The sequence below is a fragment of the Lysinibacillus sphaericus genome (assembly GCF_000600105.1).
Taxonomy (GTDB): Bacteria; Bacillota; Bacilli; order Bacillales_A; family Planococcaceae; genus Lysinibacillus; species Lysinibacillus sphaericus.
On record NZ_CP006837.1, the window covers coordinates 516,232 to 533,814 of the forward strand.

General features: G+C 36.2%; 16 protein-coding genes. 9 read left to right on the forward strand and 7 right to left on the reverse strand.

Translation table 11 applies throughout. The annotated features are described in order from the left end of the window. Positions 1–73: 73 nt before the first annotated feature. The gene (locus T479_RS02425; RefSeq protein ID WP_025218563.1) at positions 74–2,128 is read right to left on the reverse strand and encodes a transglycosylase domain-containing protein; all 2,055 of its coding nucleotides are present in this window, start codon (positions 2,126–2,128) and stop codon (positions 74–76) included. Between the two features lie 310 nt (positions 2,129–2,438). Here T479_RS02425 and speB point away from each other — a divergent pair, with 310 nt between their 5' ends. The 7 genes from speB to bioF all read left to right on the forward strand — a co-directional run bounded on the left by speB (position 2,439) and on the right by bioF (position 9,786). Beyond that, a complete protein-coding gene (gene speB, locus T479_RS02430) occupies positions 2,439–3,311 on the forward strand; it encodes an agmatinase (protein WP_025218564.1) in 873 nt (290 codons plus the stop codon). Between the two features lie 729 nt (positions 3,312–4,040). Further along, the gene (locus T479_RS02435) at positions 4,041–4,886 is read left to right on the forward strand and encodes a MerR family transcriptional regulator (RefSeq protein ID WP_038509381.1); all 846 of its coding nucleotides are present in this window, start codon (positions 4,041–4,043) and stop codon (positions 4,884–4,886) included. 95 nt (positions 4,887–4,981) lie between these two features. After that, positions 4,982–5,965, forward strand: coding sequence for a choloylglycine hydrolase family protein (locus tag T479_RS02440; protein ID WP_025218565.1), 984 nt, complete (start codon positions 4,982–4,984; stop codon positions 5,963–5,965). A gap of 38 nt (positions 5,966–6,003) precedes the next feature. Further along, on the forward strand, positions 6,004–7,110 hold the full coding sequence (locus T479_RS02445) for a choloylglycine hydrolase family protein (RefSeq protein WP_025218566.1): 1,107 nt from the start codon (positions 6,004–6,006) through the stop codon (positions 7,108–7,110). Positions 7,111–7,401: 291 nt separating this feature from the next. Continuing rightward, positions 7,402–7,902, forward strand: a complete 501-nt coding sequence (locus tag T479_RS02450; protein ID WP_024362855.1) for a protein BioX — start codon at positions 7,402–7,404, stop codon at positions 7,900–7,902. Further along, positions 7,883–8,614, forward strand: a complete 732-nt coding sequence (bioW, locus tag T479_RS02455) for a 6-carboxyhexanoate--CoA ligase (RefSeq protein ID WP_038509384.1) — start codon at positions 7,883–7,885, stop codon at positions 8,612–8,614. The genes T479_RS02450 and bioW overlap by 20 nt, the downstream gene beginning before the upstream one ends. Before the next feature lie 2 nt (positions 8,615–8,616). Further along, entirely contained in the window at positions 8,617–9,786 is a 1,170-nt protein-coding gene (bioF, locus tag T479_RS02460; RefSeq protein ID WP_025218568.1) for an 8-amino-7-oxononanoate synthase, read from the forward strand. Between the two features lie 218 nt (positions 9,787–10,004). Here bioF and T479_RS02465 read toward each other — a convergent pair whose 3' ends face one another. From T479_RS02465 to T479_RS02490, 6 genes are all read right to left on the reverse strand, one after another. Then, positions 10,005–10,616, reverse strand: coding sequence for a hypothetical protein (locus T479_RS02465; RefSeq protein WP_025218569.1), 612 nt, complete (start codon positions 10,614–10,616; stop codon positions 10,005–10,007). A 420-nt stretch (positions 10,617–11,036) separates the two neighbouring features. Then, positions 11,037–11,582 (reverse strand): hypothetical protein, encoded by a 546-nt coding sequence (locus tag T479_RS02470; protein WP_025218570.1) that lies wholly within the window; start codon positions 11,580–11,582, stop codon positions 11,037–11,039. A 9-nt stretch (positions 11,583–11,591) separates the two neighbouring features. Next, positions 11,592–12,326 carry a hypothetical protein gene (locus tag T479_RS02475; protein WP_025218571.1) on the reverse strand — a complete coding sequence of 245 codons (735 nt, stop codon included), beginning with the start codon at positions 12,324–12,326 and terminating at the stop codon, positions 11,592–11,594. A 224-nt stretch (positions 12,327–12,550) separates the two neighbouring features. Beyond that, complete coding sequence (locus T479_RS02480; RefSeq protein WP_025218572.1) at positions 12,551–12,925, reverse strand: RidA family protein; 375 nt, start codon at positions 12,923–12,925, stop codon at positions 12,551–12,553. Positions 12,926–12,938: 13 nt separating this feature from the next. Then, positions 12,939–13,880, reverse strand: a complete 942-nt coding sequence (locus T479_RS02485; protein ID WP_025218573.1) for a threonine ammonia-lyase — start codon at positions 13,878–13,880, stop codon at positions 12,939–12,941. Positions 13,881–14,049: 169 nt separating this feature from the next. Further along, positions 14,050–15,159 (reverse strand): diguanylate cyclase, encoded by a 1,110-nt coding sequence (locus T479_RS02490; RefSeq protein WP_024362860.1) that lies wholly within the window; start codon positions 15,157–15,159, stop codon positions 14,050–14,052. A gap of 168 nt (positions 15,160–15,327) precedes the next feature. Between T479_RS02490 and T479_RS02495 the strand changes: the two genes are divergently transcribed. Then, positions 15,328–15,756, forward strand: a complete 429-nt coding sequence (locus T479_RS02495) for a YwiB family protein (protein WP_227665406.1) — start codon at positions 15,328–15,330, stop codon at positions 15,754–15,756. Next, the gene (gene argS, locus T479_RS02500; RefSeq protein WP_024362862.1) at positions 15,756–17,423 is read left to right on the forward strand and encodes an arginine--tRNA ligase; all 1,668 of its coding nucleotides are present in this window, start codon (positions 15,756–15,758) and stop codon (positions 17,421–17,423) included. The genes T479_RS02495 and argS overlap by 1 nt, the downstream gene beginning before the upstream one ends. Positions 17,424–17,583 lie beyond the last annotated feature (160 nt).

Here is a 17,583-nt window from a genome sequence, read left to right on the forward strand (position 1 = left end):
TCGCTTTATGTCTATAGCCTTTGTCGAGAGCTTTCATTAAATAAAACGATGATGCCCCGTTAAAGGTTGCGCATTATTGTTTATTGTTGAAAAACGGTAGCATATTCCAAAATTCTCCCCACGTATTGCTATCCAGAATATCAAAGTTTGTACATTTTTCACTAGGTACATCTTTCGTTTCTAAATATACAAGACGTTGTTTAGGGCAGGCATCTGTTGCAAGCTTTCCTGTTTCAATATCAATTACTACTCCTTTAACGCCTTTTGGTTTTGTGAAGTCTTCGTTTTTAGTCCCTTTATTCACAATTTCCATAAAGTCGATCCAAATTTGCTTTGTTGCAGCCGAATCTTCTTTCGAAGTAAGGTTTTTACCTTGGTCGTAGCCGTTCCAAACACCCGCTGTTAAATTTGGTGTAAAGCCGATAAGCCACTGATCACTATTGGTAGAACCAGATTTTGCGGCATACGTATGTGTCATACGTGAACGAATACTAATCCCTGTAGCAGGTGAGTAGTCACTAAATACAGGATCGAAAATACCAGTCATCATTTCTGTTAGTATATAGGTATTTTCTTTTGACAGCACCGTTTCATTTTGTTTTTCAACGTTTTTATTATCGTAAATAACTTCTCCATTGGCATTTTTAATGGAGATAATCGTTGTCGGCACAGTTTTTTGTCCTTGTGACGCTAAAATATTATAAGCATTTGTCATATCGTACAGTGTTGTTTCCATCGTTCCAAGAGCAAGTGATAGATTGTCTTTTGAGCCTATATTTACACCAAAACGGTCTGCTATATTATGAAATGCTTTAAATCCAATATCCTCTAACGTTTTAACTGCATAGATATTATCGGAAATTGCAATTGCCTGAGCCATTGACATGTCATGGTCTGCGAATTCACCGTTGACGTTTTTAGGAGAGTAAGTGCTGCGTCCGTTATCAATAGTGAACGTAGTTTGTCCGACATCTAAATACGTTAAAGGCGTATAGCCATTTTCTAACGCTGCTGCATATAAAACGGGCTTAATCGTTGACCCTGGTTGACGTTTAGCTTGTGTCACACGGTTAAATGAGCTTGCGGCATAATCTTTCCCTCCAACAAGCGCTGTAACAGCTCCTGTTTTCGATTGCATACTGACAAACCCTGTTTGCAAATCATTAGCAGGCATATTTTTAGCTACAGCTTCTTCTGCTGCTTTTTGATGACCTAGGTTAAGCGTTGTTTGAATTGTCCAACCGCCTTCGCTAATATCAAGATTTTTTGCTTTTAAAATTTCACTAGCTTCTTGCCATGCTACATCCAAGAAATAAGGTGCCACGGATTTAGAGGCAACCCACATATCGTTCTTCAAAACAAGTTGCTCTTCTTGTGCACGCGTTTTCTCTTCTTGTGTTATTGCGCCTTGATCTGCCATCAGTTTTAAAATGACGTGCTGGCGATTTGTTGCCTTTTCAAGATTGGCAATGGGTGAGTAAATACTTGGTCCTTTCGGTACACCTGCCAGCATGGATGCCTCCGCTAACGTCAAATCTTTTGCTGATTTTCCATAATAATAGCGACTTGCAGCTTCTACGCCATACATACCATGTCCGTAGTAAACTGTGTTTAAATAACCTTCTAATATTTCGTCTTTGTTATAAAAAACTTCTAATCTATAAGCATACAATGCCTCGTTTGCTTTTCGAGTCCATGATTTTTCATGGGATAAATATAAGTTTCGAGCATATTGTTGGGTGATTGTACTTGCACCTTGCACCTTACTACCAGCTTTAATATCAACTAATAACGCACCGGCAATACGAGAAAAGTCAAAACCGCTATGTTTGTAGAAATCTTTATCCTCTACAGCGACGGCTGCCTTTACTAAATAGGGTGACATCTCATCAAGACTTACCCAATAGCGACGTTCATTTGTAAAATGGTCTCCTATTTGGTTCTCGTTTTCATCTAAGAAAATAGAGGCTTTCGGTACAGTTAATGGCGGTGCACCAGCCACTTGAACATAGACGCGTAGGGCAATAAATGCTACTACTATTGCAGATGCAAAGGCGACAAAAAGTGTAAGCGTTTTGCGTGTACGCTTTATACGCTTTTGCTTACGTTGATAGCTTTTTCTTTTCATCCGACTTCACCTCGATTTCTAACAACTTGCGTTTAGTATGTGTCTGAATATTATTCTTTAATCGGAATTGTAAGCAAAAACTATTGCACTTTATTCAAAAACATCTATACTTTTTTTGTACTGATATGAAACGCTAGCTTTCGACAACAGCATTGCACTTTGTAGATTTTAAATGAATTTTGCTAGACGTTCCAATAATGTATACGAGGATTTGCTGAGTGAGGTTTCATTACAAACCTGTAAGTCCTTCGTCGTAATAACTATAACAACTGAATTTCATAGGAAGTTCAGAGATTAATGGAGGCTAGATATGAGATTTGATGAAGCTTATTCAGGAAATGTTTTTATAAAAAGTCATCCTACATATGAGGATGCACAGGCAGTTATTTATGGCATGCCGATGGACTGGACAGTAAGTTACCGTCCAGGGTCACGTTTTGGTCCACAACGTATTCGTGAAGTGTCGATTGGCCTAGAAGAGTATAGCCCATATTTAGATCGCGAATTAGAAGAGGTAAAGTATTTTGATGCTGGGGATATTCCATTACCATTCGGCAATGCTCAACGTTCTTTAGATGAAATTGAGAAATTCATTGTGAAATTATTAGAAGATGATAAAATTCCTGTCGGCATGGGCGGCGAGCATTTAGTGTCTTGGCCTGTAATGAAGGCAGTTGCTGCAAAGTACGATGACTTAGCCATTATTCATTTCGATGCACATACAGATTTACGTGTGGAATATGAAGGGGAGCCACTTTCCCATTCAACACCGATTCGTAAAATTGCCGAGCATATTGGGCCTAAAAATGTCTATTCATTTGGCATTCGTTCAGGTATGAAGGAAGAATTTGAATGGGCGAAAGAAAACGGTATGCATATATCAAAATTTGAAGTGTTAGAACCGTTAAAAGAAGTGTTACCAACATTAGCAGGGCGCAATGTCTACGTAACAATTGATATCGACGTGCTAGATCCAGCGCATGCACCTGGTACTGGTACTGTAGATTGTGGAGGCATTACGTCGAAAGAGTTATTAGCTTCTATTCATGCAATTGCTGCAAGTGGCGTCAATGTAGTAGGCTTTGATTTAGTTGAAGTAGCACCAATCTATGACACATCAGAAATGACAGCCAATACGGCAAGTAAATTATTAAGAGAAATGATTTTAGGCTGGGTAAAATAATACAGGCTTTGTATAGGTTGTTATAAGGCGGTTTGAATGGGGTTAGCGAAGAGCTAACCCCATTTTTAGCTCCAATTGCCTTTAAACTCTCACTAAATAAGGATAAGGTTTGCGTCGCCATCTCTAACTATATAAAATGATTTCCGATAAATTAAATCCCATGGAGGAGGTAATCAGGGCAAAATATGAACAAACAGAAGAATACAAGGTACACTAAGAACACATGGCTATTCAAATTACTCATAGAAATGTTATGAATGAGTTTGAAAAACTATATGAGAGCCGTACTTACAGTCGAATTCTGATGTATTTGGTACGTTAGGCAATGAGGAGTACTTAAACTTAAAGAAAGTTATTGCAACTAAAAAGGCTAGTGAAGAATATACAAGAAGTAGCTAACAATGATAAAGTTGGAGACGTTTCGAAGAACATTTTAAAATGATGATAGTAATTACCAAATAACTTTAAACAGGAACTACAACAATGATGAAAAGAAGATTCTTCATGGATTTATCGCATGGTATTCAAGAAGTTTCATCCCGATGCATGCGGTAATGATGGTAGCAAGATGAAGTTTTTGATGAAGTTAAAGGAGTAAAAGGGGTTATAAAGGAGAGGGAATAGATTTCTTCTATGCTTATTCCCTCTCTGACGAAGACTTCGATTTATCACAAACTAAATATTTACTGATTTAAAATAAAAAATTTTTAATTGTAAAGGGAGAATGCAGTGTATTCTATAGGTGAATTTTCAAAAATATGTGATATTCCAGTTAAAACAATACGTTATTATAGTGACATTGGATTACTAAAACCTTCTTACATAGATCCTGTAACAAACTATCGGTATTATGACTATGACAAAATTCAAATCATGAAAAAAATTATGCTTTTAAAGAGTTGTCAATTTTCTTTAACTACAGTTAAGGAATTTATTAACAGCACTGAACAAGTACAACTAAAAAGTATATTAGCATATAAAATTGATGAACTTGAGGGAAAAAAAGAACAAATCTCCGAACAAATAGAAGAATTGAAACGATTAAACATGCAAATAGAGAAAGAAATTTCTATAATCCCAGGGCCTTTTTTATCCGATTGCTTTATTGAAAACCGAGAGGAGACCCTAGTGTATACGATTCGTGAGAAAATAAAGGTCCAATTTATTGATGAATTGGTTAAAAATTTATTTAATCGAGTTTACGCTTTTAATCTCGTAAATACAGGGAAATTAATGGCTATCTTTCATGAAAGAGAATTTAGTCAAAAAGAGGCTGATATAGAGCTGCTTCTTCCAGTAGAACATATGAACAAAATAGAGGGCTTTAGGACTTTATCCAGCGGGATATATGCATGTATTACTGTTAAAGGCCCCTATTCGGAGTTGGATGAAGGCTATAAAAAATTGAATAGTTGGATCTTCGAACAAAATCTAACTCAGATAGCGAAAGAGATTGAAATTTATGAAGAAGGTCTTGTACCTGTCAATTTTAATAGTAGAGATATAAAACCAGATTTAAACAGACATCCATCAGATTTTGTTACTAAAATTTGTATACCAGTAATTAAGAAATAAAGTTAGCTTATAGTTTTATATAAAAAACAGGGTAAACTCTCCACCAACTGGAGGGTTTATTCTTTTTATATACTAATATATTGGAGGGAATTAAAATGTATCATCCGAGATTAAAGGGAGATGCTTATGGGGCCGGAAAGCATTATGCAGAAATTCTTTATAAAAATGGATTTCGGTTTCCGAAAGTATCCGAAGAAAAATTAAAATTTGGAGAGTCATGCAAACATATTCTTACAGAATTTGATCCTAATGTTGTTAAAGAGATAAAAGGATTTGCAGAAGGCTGTCATACTTCTTATGAAGAAGTAAGTTCTTTTCTTTTAAGTATTGGGGTATTTGAATTGGCCGGTCAATGTAGTATTTTCTCAGCTTTTAACGGGAGAGAAATTATTATTGGTCGAAATTATGATATGCTCTTTAATCTAAAAAATTTTACAGAGTCCTCACTTGTTTGTTTTGAAGGGAGAAATAAGTATGTAGGTCATTCAGATTGTTTTATTGGAAAAGTTGATGGTATAAATCAACATGGTTTATTTGTAGGAATTACATCAGTTCCTCATGAGGGAATTATGCCAGGATTGAATTTTTATTTTGCTGTTAAATATATTTTAGAAAATTGTTGTACTGTGGAAGAAGGCATAAAAGTGTTAAAAAGATTTCCAAGTTCGGTATCTAATAACTACTTATTAGCAGATCCATTAGGGAATATGGCTGTTGTTGAAGTTACCCCTAATGACTATCAAGTCCGCCTTCCTACAAATAATTATATTCATTGTACAAATCACCATGAAAGTACATCACTATCTGAAAGTTGGAATTGGAGCAAATCAAAAGAACGTTTTGAAACATTAGATATACGTCTTAAAGAAAACGTCAATAAAATGAATCTTTCCACTGCACAATCAATTATGTCAGAAACCAAGGGACATGTTTGTTTAAATTTAAAAGAATATAATTTTGGTACGCTCTTTTCTGTTGTAGCAAACTTAAATACATTAGATATACTTAGAGCCGAAGGTCAACCAAACAAAGCAAAATATAAATCAGATAAACGATTGACAGATGCTGTTTTAAAATAAATACATTAATCGAAAATTCGAATTGGAGAGTGACAAATATGAATTCAATTCAAGCTTCTATTTCTTATCTTAAAGGCACCAGTTATGAAATTGGTAGACTGCAAGGAGAGGAAATAAGAAAGAATCCTAATGCAATGAATGTCATTTTATCATCTGAATCAATAGATGAAACAAAATATAAGGATACGAAACAACTAATTGATCAATATGTTCCTGGTTTAAACGAAGAGCTACAAGGATTTGCAGATTCATTAAATATAAAGCCTAGTTGTCTTAACTTTTTTGATGAAACTTTACTACAACCAGGAGGATGTAGTTTAGGCGCTGTTTTACCATCCAAAACAAGTGATGGTAAAACTTATGTCCTTAGAAATTACGATTTGTCACCAGCTATATCTGATATGAGACTTTGTACAACTAAGGTAAAAGGGAAATACAGTCATACGGGATTCTCCGTTTCTTACTTTGGTCGAAGTGAAGGCTTAAATGAAGAGGGATTCTGTGTAGCTTTTGCCTCATGCGGTATTCCAGTTGGAAAACATCCAGGAATGAAAAAGCCTATCCTAAAAGGACTTCAGTTTATGGTAATAGTAAGAGCTTTACTTGAAAATTGTAAAGATGTTGAGGAAGGAATTACTTATTTAGGGAATATGCCTATTGGAACAAATATGAATTTGCTACTGTCAGATGCCAAAGGTAATGTAGCTTTAGTAGAAACGTATGATGGAGAAAAGGTCGTAAAAAGGGGCAATAAAAAATCAGGATTTCTGATTGCAACTAATCACGCTGTAATGCCAAAAATAATGAAGCTTGAAGACGGAAAATTAGAACAATCTGAAATACGTTATAATTTTTTGAAAAATAACTTAGAGAGTAATGATTTTTTTACAAAGAATAAATTACAACAATTAATGTTTAATGAATACCCTAATGGTGTAACAGTGCACAATTTCGAAGAAAATTTCGGAACTGTTCATTCAATTCTATTTAATCTTAACGACAAACAATTAGATATTTCTTTTGGTTCCCCTATAAATAATAAAATCTATAAATTAAAAGTAGGAGAAACCTTTCCTTTTAATGAATTAGAAGTTTTCATTGAGAACTCAAACTATGGACCAAACTTCTGGAAGCTAATCAAATAATAATATGGCCAAAGAAACACTTTCAGCTGCATGATGAGCCGAGAGTGTTTTTTTGTCATTCCTCTATCCAATAATAAATCGCTTATTTCACCTTCGTGGACGTTTGAAATCCTCTTGTTTCATAGGTTTCTGGCGTTTTCCTTTTTGACGAAGCACTGTTAAAGCTCTATCCTTTTTTGAAAAAAATATAGAAAAACAATTTTAATCTACCTTCCTATCTATAAATGTGTTAACTTAATTATTATTAAAGTTAACTCAAATCGAAGAAGTTAGAATGGGAGGAATAGGAGGATGCGAAAGTTTTCTACATATGATCTTGCTCAGATTTCATTACTAGCTTGTCTTATTATCGTTACAGGCATGTTTAAGATTCCAACAGGTATTCCTGGATCTGAGTTTCAATTATCTGCACCGATTGCCGTTGCGATTGCAGCAGTATTTGGATTTAAGCGATATTTTCTTGCGGGAATCATTGCAAGTCTAATCTTATTTTTACTAGGTATACACTCCATCTTAAATGTTGAAATTTCAATAATTTTCCGATTGACTGTTGGTCTAATCATTGTTTTATTAGGAACTTCAATTCCGGTACTAGTTGTGGCAGGACCGATTGGAACAATGGTTGCTAGACTTGGATTGGCTTTTACGTTAGGGACCCCGTTTTTGCCACTATTCGTTTTGGCGATTCCAGGGATGGTCATTACGGCTGTCAGTGTTTATCCAATAACGAAAATGTTATATGCAATTAATAAGAAAGTAGCAGGTGATCATCATGTTAGAAACGTGTTATAGCATTCGAATGCGTGCAGCTGAAAAAAATCTCGAAGGAGGAGAAAAGCATATATCTGGTGGGGAACGGATAGGGAGTGAATTTCAAATAGAGCCAATTGTAAAACAGTTATTGAACAAAGCAAGGAATCATTCGCGCGGAGATGCTGACTTTATTCAAATTACCGTTGAAAAACTTACAGGTGATCAGATACTGTATATGCCACCGTTAGAAATAACGACAATTGATGAGAGTTCAATTGAAAGGGCACATAATGAAGCTAGGAGCATATTAACCTCAGTAGGTGTTTCCAAGCAGGCACAAAATGTTGCTTTTCATCTACTTTCTAGTAATCAAAATCTTCGTGGGGCTATCCTCCTTCATTGTCAAACTGGCTTGCGACTTGACAATCGCGGACTGAAAGGCGTTCGTGTATCACGAATCGATTGGCAAGACGCTGATGTAGGTTACAATGAGCGTGTTCGTGAAGCGCTAGCTCTGGCAACGAAAGTGGCAAATTCTCCGTATACCATCGCAGAATTATGTTGGTCAGATGATCCAGAATACGTTACTGGCTATGTAAGCAATCATGAGATTGGTTATGTCAGAATTACGCCTTTAAAAAGGGAAGGCTGTGAAAGTGGCGGACGTATTTTTTTTGTGTCAGATGAAGTTGAGCTAGAATCATATATACACTATTTAGAAAGAGAACCTATTCTCATTAGGGGGCATTAAAAATGAATGATCGCTTTCGAAGGGAACTGCAAGTAATAGAAGAGCAAGGATTGACAAGGAAGTTACGTTTGTTTTCAACTGGAAATGAAAGCGAGGTAGTGATGAATGGTAAGAAATTTTTGCTATTTTCATCCAATAACTACTTAGGCCTTGCAACAGATAGTCGTTTGAAAAAGAAAGCAACTGAAGGTATTAGTAAATACGGGACAGGGGCTGGCGGTTCTCGACTTACAACTGGAAACTTCGACATTCATGAACAGCTAGAATCTGAAATTGCAGATTTTAAAAAGACTGAAGCAGCCATTGTTTTCAGCAGTGGATATTTAGCGAACGTAGGTGTGATTTCGAGTGTGGTGAAAACAGGAGATACTATCTTTTCTGATGCTTGGAATCACGCGAGTATTATAGACGGTTGTCGATTAAGTAAAGCCAAAACCATTGTTTATGAACATGCGGATATGGCGGATTTAGAGCGTAAATTAAGGCAATCACATGGGGATGGATTGAAGTTAATCGTAACGGATGGCGTTTTTAGTATGGATGGTGATATTGCGCCACTTCCAAAAATAGTTGAGCTAGCCAAAGAATACAAAGCGTACATAATGATTGATGATGCGCATGCAACAGGTGTTCTTGGCAATGATGGTTGTGGTACCGCTGATTATTTTGGTTTGAAAGATGAGATTGATTTTACAGTAGGCACGTTGAGTAAAGCGATTGGTGCAGAGGGTGGATTTGTATCGACGTCATCCATTGCTAAGAACTATTTGTTAAATAACGCCCGATCTTTTATTTTCCAAACAGCTTTATCGCCAAGTGCGATTGAAGCAGCGCGAGAAGGCATTTCCATCATACAGAATGAGCCCGAGCGGAGAAAGCAATTGCTGAAAAATGCGCAGTACTTACGATTGAAATTAGAGGAATCTGGTTTTGTAATGAAAGAAGGGGAAACACCTATTATTTCTCTTATTATTGGTGGTTCTCATGAAGCCATGCAGTTTTCTGCGAAACTACTGGATGAAGGTGTCTTTATTCCAGCGATTCGACCACCAACAGTGCCGAAAGGGTCAAGTCGGTTGCGTATAACGGTAATGGCTACACATACAATAGAGCAGCTCGATATGGTCATTAGTAAAATTAAGAAAATAGGAAAAGAAATGGGGATTGTATAAAAAGCATTAACCTCAAGTTTTAGAGGCATTGTAAATGATGTTTAGGGAGCGTTTTTAGTAGGGGTAGGGTGCTAAATTTAAAAACATTGATACATCTATGTTTTATTAGTATTTCACGTTAAACTTGCAACAATTCCATATTAGGCACGGTGAAATAAAAATAGAGTAGCTATATGTGCTACTCTATCTTTTCACTCTCATCCATAAATAATACAGCTTTACTTAATGGCTAACTTAGATTCCATTAAACGATATGTACCACTTCCATAAAGTTCTACTTTCATATGCGTGTTATACTCTACAGGAGCATATTTCAAAGCTTTAAAAGTACCCATACTTGAAATTTCAACGACACTAGGATCCAATCTAGTAGCTCTCGTAGAATGTGTTTTACCATAAAAAGAACCATATAAAAAAGCATCATAAGAATAATTCCCTACTTTACCCGAACCCCACAAAAAACTACCTGTCAAAACATGGCCAAAATCAAATCCAGCTGTATTCTTTACCTCTGTTCTAAAAGTCTTTCTTTGTTGTACTGAAAATGGCGAAATACTAGAACCCAGTTCTTCGACTTGAAACGAAAGACTTATAGGTTCCTTCTGAAAACTCAAACTACCAAACAAAGTTATATTTGTTTCACCATGTTCTAATCTAGTATTCACGTGATTTCTTAAAATCTCTAATACCACATTTATTTCTTCTATTTGGGCAGGCGTTAATACCTGAGTTTCTTTTTCTGCCGCTATTGCAGTTACATTGAACGATTCAAATGACAGTGACACAAAGACGGCAACAGCTAACAAAAAGCTGAAATAGAACTTTCTCACTTTCAATCTCCTCTATTTCTATGAAACTATGTTATAATATATTATCAATAATGTGAATATTCAGTTTATTAAGGTGGGAAGGGGGCTTCTTCAAATGTATACAGTCATCCTAACATTTATTTTCACAACTATTACAGTGTTGATTCTCAATTATACTTTTCAAAAACTTATTGTGAATCCCTATAAATTTACGATAAAACAACTGTTTTTAGTTCCTTTAATAATATCTACAGTCATCACACTCTTGTTTATCGTTATATAATGTTCAATTTAACATTGCTAGACTTTACTAATAACATTGTCACAACCAGTAAAATAGCAAGGATAGCTACTACTCTAGCCCAATACATTGCTTCTAGCATGTAAGTACTGCACATTTTAGACAGTGCATTTCAAACAAAATAATGGCTATGAAATCTTTTAGCCGAAGTAATTTTCCGTTAAACTTTTTAGATAATGATATTTTTCAGCCATGCCATTTAAAGTGTGTGTTCGGGTATCTTGTTGCCTTAACGTCAGGTATTGGCGTGCGCTAAGTAAGACTGCTTGAAGAAAGTCATATTCATTGCAAACTCCTTTGGTGATTTCCCCCCGACCATGTTTTGAGGAAAAAACAACCAAAGGGCTTGGTTTCGTCAGAATTTTTTCTAAAGTCCATTGAATATCATTCAATGATGTAGCAGTTTCACCAAATCCATCATGCAAGAAATCAATGACCATCGTTAAAAATCCTGGCCATATTAAATCACAATCGTCCCAATCAAACAACGACGTAATTTGAACATCGTCTATTTCTACAATAATAGCACCATGTAAAAAATGACCTTTACTTTTCGTTAGATTTTTTGCAATAATCTGTAGTGCATTGTTACTTTGAATGCTAGTAAATTCCTGTTGAAGCTGTTCAATCGTATGGGAATAAAGACTTTTTGTTTCGATGGCAATAAATGTATCTATTTTAATCATATAGTTCACCTATAAGCCCACAGGATAAAAAGTAGTTACTCGATTATTAGAGACTACTAATCTATAAACTTGTCCCTCAATCATTACATTTATTCTTCCATAGCCGTTTAGATCAATCTTATGTCTATTTTGATTTAGGATTTGAATTATTTGTGATCTTAGTTGAGAAGTAGTGATGTTAGGATTAAAAAGAGTTTTTCCAGTTGAACCTGTCCAAAAACGTGGATGGTGTTGTTGTAAAATATGCACCATACTACTTCTCTGTAAAAGCACCGTATTTCCATTCCCAATATTTACAGTAGCAGACTGGAATGCTATCGTTTCTACTTGTGCAGCACTAGCAGGTTGTTTTTTAAATATTCTTGAACCAAATTTAACTACGTATTGTCCACCTGATAAAACAACTCTAGCTACCAAATTCCATAAGCGTGGTTGTATTTTAGGGAAATCTTCTTCATTAATAATATGATATTGTCCATCATAGACTTCTCCAGGCTCAAGGTCTACTATTTCAATGTTTTCGTCTTGTTCATCAAGATAAACAGGGAAACTATCGTTTGAGTTTTCGAAATACGTTTCTTCCCATCGGACGGAATCCCAATCAAAATCTGTATTGTGAGTAGCGTTGTTTATTAAATCAAAATTACTTGAGGTTGTTTTTGCTAGTGCGATACTACTGCTTATGGGCGTAAGTACTACTGAGAAACATAAGTAGAAAGTTAAAATATAAGCTATTTTTTTCAAAACAAATTACCTCCTGTTTATATGAAACATTCTTATAATGATAATTTGTTATAACAAATTTACTTATACTCGAGTTACTTAAAAAATATCATAATTAAAACTATTATTTCAATTATTTCGGGATTAATAATTTGAAAATTCGAAAATATTTAGCCGGTGTGAATATATATTTTTCGAACGAAAAAGAGCATGTTTTGATGCTTTTTCTTATTAAGTACATAGCACTAACCTTCAAGTTCTGCAATTGCCTCTAATACAATTAAGCAGCCATGGCTTAATTCTTTAATTGGGATAATGGCGCGGGCAGGCTTATGACTACCGAAAAATTGTGCATAAGTTTCATTTACGTCCGCCCATAAATCAGCAGATGTTATATAGACGCGACACATCACAACAGCCTCCTTCGTCAGACCGCTTGCTTGAAGCACGACTTCCATCTTTTGAAGAGCCATGAATGTTTCAGCGTGAATGCCACCAGTTGCAGGTTTGCCTGTAGCTGGATCGACTGAAGTTTGCCCCGAAATATATAAATTCCCGTTACTAATCATGCCTGGTGTATAATGCCCGATTGGCTCTTGTTCTATCAAAACTTTCTTCATAATAAGTTCCTCCTTATAAACGTTGTAATTGATTTAGCCCAATATTGCCACCTGAAATAAGGAAGCAAACATGGTCGTTTTTCGTAATCGGTAAATTGCCTCGAAGAGCTGCTCCTATCCCGATGGCAGAGGAGGGTTCAGCTAATATTTTGCCTTCTAGTAGCAATGTTTTTATCCCGTTAAGTATGGAAGCCTCGTCTACACGCACAATGTCATCAACTAATTTTTCAACAATCGGGAAGTTTCGCTCCCCAGGTTGTAAAGTTAATAGAGCATCCGCTAACGATTGTTGTTCAGCTAATAGTAATCTTTTACCAACTTGAATACTTTTGGAATAGCGAGGGACGACGGCTGGTTCAACACCAATGATTTTAATATGTGGTGCTAAAGATTTTACCGCAGTTGCGACACCACTTAGCAGACCACCACCACCAATAGGAACAACAATTGCACTTACCTGAGAGAACTGTTCTAAAATTTCCAATCCTACTGTCCCTTGCCCCGCCATAATATCGTAATCATCATAAGGATGCACAATGGCATAACCATGTTCTAAGCTTAGGGTTTCAGTCACTTGATGTCTTTCTGCAAGCGTACATTGGACAATACGTGCACCAAGGGCTCGTATGCCTTCGACTTTAACAGATGGTGCTGAATCGGGTAAAACGATGGTTGCTGGAATATTTAATAGTTGAGCCGCAAAAGCCACACCTTTGCCATGATTACCGGAGGAAGCTGCCACAACGCCATGTTGTAATTGTTCAACTGGCATCGACAGTAGTTTGTTAAGAGCCCCACGCAATTTAAAAGAGTTGGTTTTTTGCATATTTTCGGCTTTTATCGAAACGTTGCAATGTAATAAATTATCGAGTCCTTGCAAGCGAATAACAGGTGTTTCATAAATATAAGGTGCGACTTTCATTTTGGCAGCTTGGATTTTTTCAAGCGATAGCATAAAGTATACCTCATTTCTTTTAACAATTTGAAAATTCTGAAATAACAATATAAATGTAGTATTAGAGTTAATATCTGTCAATGTTTGCTAGCATGGCACATAAAAAGAAACTGCAAGACGTTTGCAAATATCGCAAAGTTTCGCAGTTTCTGGTATAGAGGACCTAACATTAGCATCCTTTATGAAATTCACTATTGTTGGCATGTACTACTTGGTTGCCACCTAAAGCTTTCACTTCTGTAGTAACCTGTGTGGCGATAATGGTAAGTTCATCAAAGTCTACAGCGTTATCGGGACTTGAACTAATACCAATAGAAACCGTCAATGGCGTAGTTTGCCTGTCATTAATTTTAAAAGAGTGATGTGCAATTACATGTCTTAGTTTTTCAGCATGATAGAGGGCGATAGCAGGTGGGGCATCTTTTAAAATAATATAAAACTCCTCACCAGCAACACGTGCGGCCATTCCGTTTTTCGTTTCAATATAATGATGAATAATGGTAGCGAGTTGCTTAATAATCCCATCACCAGCTAAATGGCCATACTTAATATTTATATCTTTCATATTGTCGACATCAAAATGGAGTACAGAAAAATTGTCCGTTTCTAGTACCATTTCTTGTGCAAATGATCGTATCGCCAAATTATTTGGTAGTTGTGTTAAATAGTCTTTTTCCTTAAGTCGATAAATGAGCTGTACTTTTTCACTAGTTGCTTGTAAACGTGTAATAACTGTGAAAATTGTAAAAAATGTAAAAAGGGCATAGGCAATGAATCCTAAAATGGTCTCTATTTTCAGTATAGGTGGCATGCAGATTGCTAGTACAAGCATTACAATAATTTCTGCCATGACACTAAAAAAATAAGTTGTTAAAGTGTGAAGTGTAATAGGCTTTTTACAAGCGACAAAGGCAAGGATAATCGAAAGAACGATTAAATTAATGTTTGATAAACTTGATATGGACAATAAAGATTGTGTAGGAATGATATATAGACTCCCTACCCCCATAATTGCACCGCTTATAATAATTGACCACGGACCACCAATCAGCCCACTGTATAGTAGCGGTACAATATGAATGTTTATAAGCGTCCCTTGTAAAAAACGTAACGATATAGCACTTAATACAAGGCCTGTCATACCAAAAATAATGCCGACTAAAATTGGTTTAAAATCTTTGATAAATGATTTTCTTCGAGTCGGATGAGTAAATGGCCAATACGTTAAAATAATTAAAGTAAAGGTAATACAAAAGCTGACATAAATATGAAGTAACATCTATTAATAGTAGTTCCTTTCTCGAACATATATAGATAATAGTAAATCTTTTCACTTTCTTTTGCCAATGCTTGAAAACAATACGCACTTGTATCTTGAAAAAAAGCGGACATTTATCCTATAATAAAAAGGTTATAGTAAAAAGATTAAAAGGGAGCGTCCATGAAGGTGAACGAAGTAAAATCGCAGGTGAACATTAAGCTCATTTCGACGATTCGTCCGATTGATGGGGAGTCCGAAACCTTGGAAATGTGGTTGGATGGGCAGCTAATCAATAAAGCAGATTCCCTATATTTAAAATATGAAGAGATGCAGGATGATAAAACAATCCGCACGACGATGAAGTTAGACACGGAACGGGCACTTATTATGCGCGCTGGAGCAGTCAAAATGCGCTTACCACTCAATATTTTTGAACAACAAATTGGCCATTATGAAAGTGAATTAGGTTCGATGCCACTCGTAACACAAACCAAAAACATGCTATTTACTAGACATGAAATGTGCGGAGATTTTCATGTGCAATACGATTTATTAATGGGTGGACAAAGCGTTGGCAATTATACATTAGACATTACATTTACGGAGGTACAATGATGAACGCAGTAGAACAAGTACAACAAGCCATTAAAACGGCAATTGCGCAGGCTGTTGACAAAGCAGGCTTAGTCGAAGCTGGCACAGAGTTAACGATTCACCTTGAAACACCAAAAGACAAAGCAAACGGTGATTATGCAACAAATATTGCCATGCAATTAACGAAATTAGCGAAAAAGCCACCGCGTGCAATTGCAGAGGCAATTTTAGAAAACCTTGAAACAGCAGGAACTGATATCGAAAAAATCGACATCGCAGGTCCTGGTTTTATGAATATAACGGTTCGTAAAGATTTCTTAACAGAAGTTGTAACAGCTATCCTTGAACAAGGTGCTGATTATGGTCGCTCTAACGCAGGAGCTGGTGAAAAAGTGCAAGTTGAATTTGTTTCAGCAAATCCAACTGGCGACCTACACTTAGGTCATGCACGTGGAGCATCTGTAGGGGATTCATTGTGTAATGTTTTAGATATGGCTGGTTATGCTGTATCTCGTGAGTACTATATTAACGATGCTGGTAATCAAATTAATAACTTGGCTTATTCTCTGGAAGCGCGCTATAAGCAAGCATTAGGCCTTGCTGCTGATATGCCTGAAGATGGCTATCATGGTCAAGATATTATCGACATTGCAGGTAAATTAGCGAGCGAGCATGGCGATTCGATTTTATCAAAACCGGATGAAGAACGTTTTGCATTTTTCCGTCAACATGGTCTTGCTTTAGAATTAGATAAATTAAAAACAGACTTAGCGAACTTCCGCGTGAATTTTGATGTGTGGTATTCTGAAACATCATTATATGACAACGGCAAAATCGAAGTAGCATTAGATAAATTAAAAGCGAATGGTCATGTATTTGAAGAGGACGGTGCGACTTGGTTCCGTTCAACAACATTCGGTGACGATAAAGACCGTGTACTAATTAAAAACGATGGCTCTTTCACATATCTGACACCAGATATCGCTTACCATGAGGATAAAATTGTTCGTGGATTCGATAAACTAATTAACATTTGGGGAGCAGACCACCACGGCTATATTCCACGTATGAAAGCGGCTATTCAAGCACTTGGCTATGACCGTGACACACTAGAAGTGGAAATTATCCAAATGGTGCAGTTATACAAAAACGGCGAGAAATTCAAAATGTCCAAACGTACAGGGAATGCTGTAACGATGCGTGAGCTTGTGGAAGAGGTTGGTCTAGATGCTGTGCGTTACTTCTTTGTGAAAACAGCTGGTGATTCACATATGGACTTTGACCTTGACTTAGCGGTTTCTCAATCAAATGAAAACCCAGTGTACTATGCACAATATGCACATGCGCGTATTTCTTCTATTTTACGTTCAGCGACAGAACAAGGCTTCGCTACTTCAACAGCAAATTTAAGCCTGTTAACTGCTGAAAAAGAGATTGATTTATTGAAAAAAATTGGTGATTTCCCGAAAGTAGTGGCGGATGCTGCAAAACACCGTACACCACACCGTATCGCTAACTATATTCAAGAAACAGCAGCTGCATTCCATAGCTTCTATAACGCTGAAAAAGTGTTAGATGCATCGAATAAAGAGCTAACAGAAGCGCGTTTAGCACTGATTACAGCTGTTCGTACAACGATTGCCAACGCACTACGTCTAATTGGCGTATCTGCACCAGAAAAAATGTAATGTACATGATTATCACCCCGACACAATTGCGTGTCGGGGTTTTTCTGTTTTTACGAACAAAATTGTTTGAGAATTGTTTGAGTGACTGGCACCGTTTTTTTTTGTGTTTTGTGTGTGTATTTTTCTGTTTATTTCTAATTTTCTGTTGAAGTTGACGTTA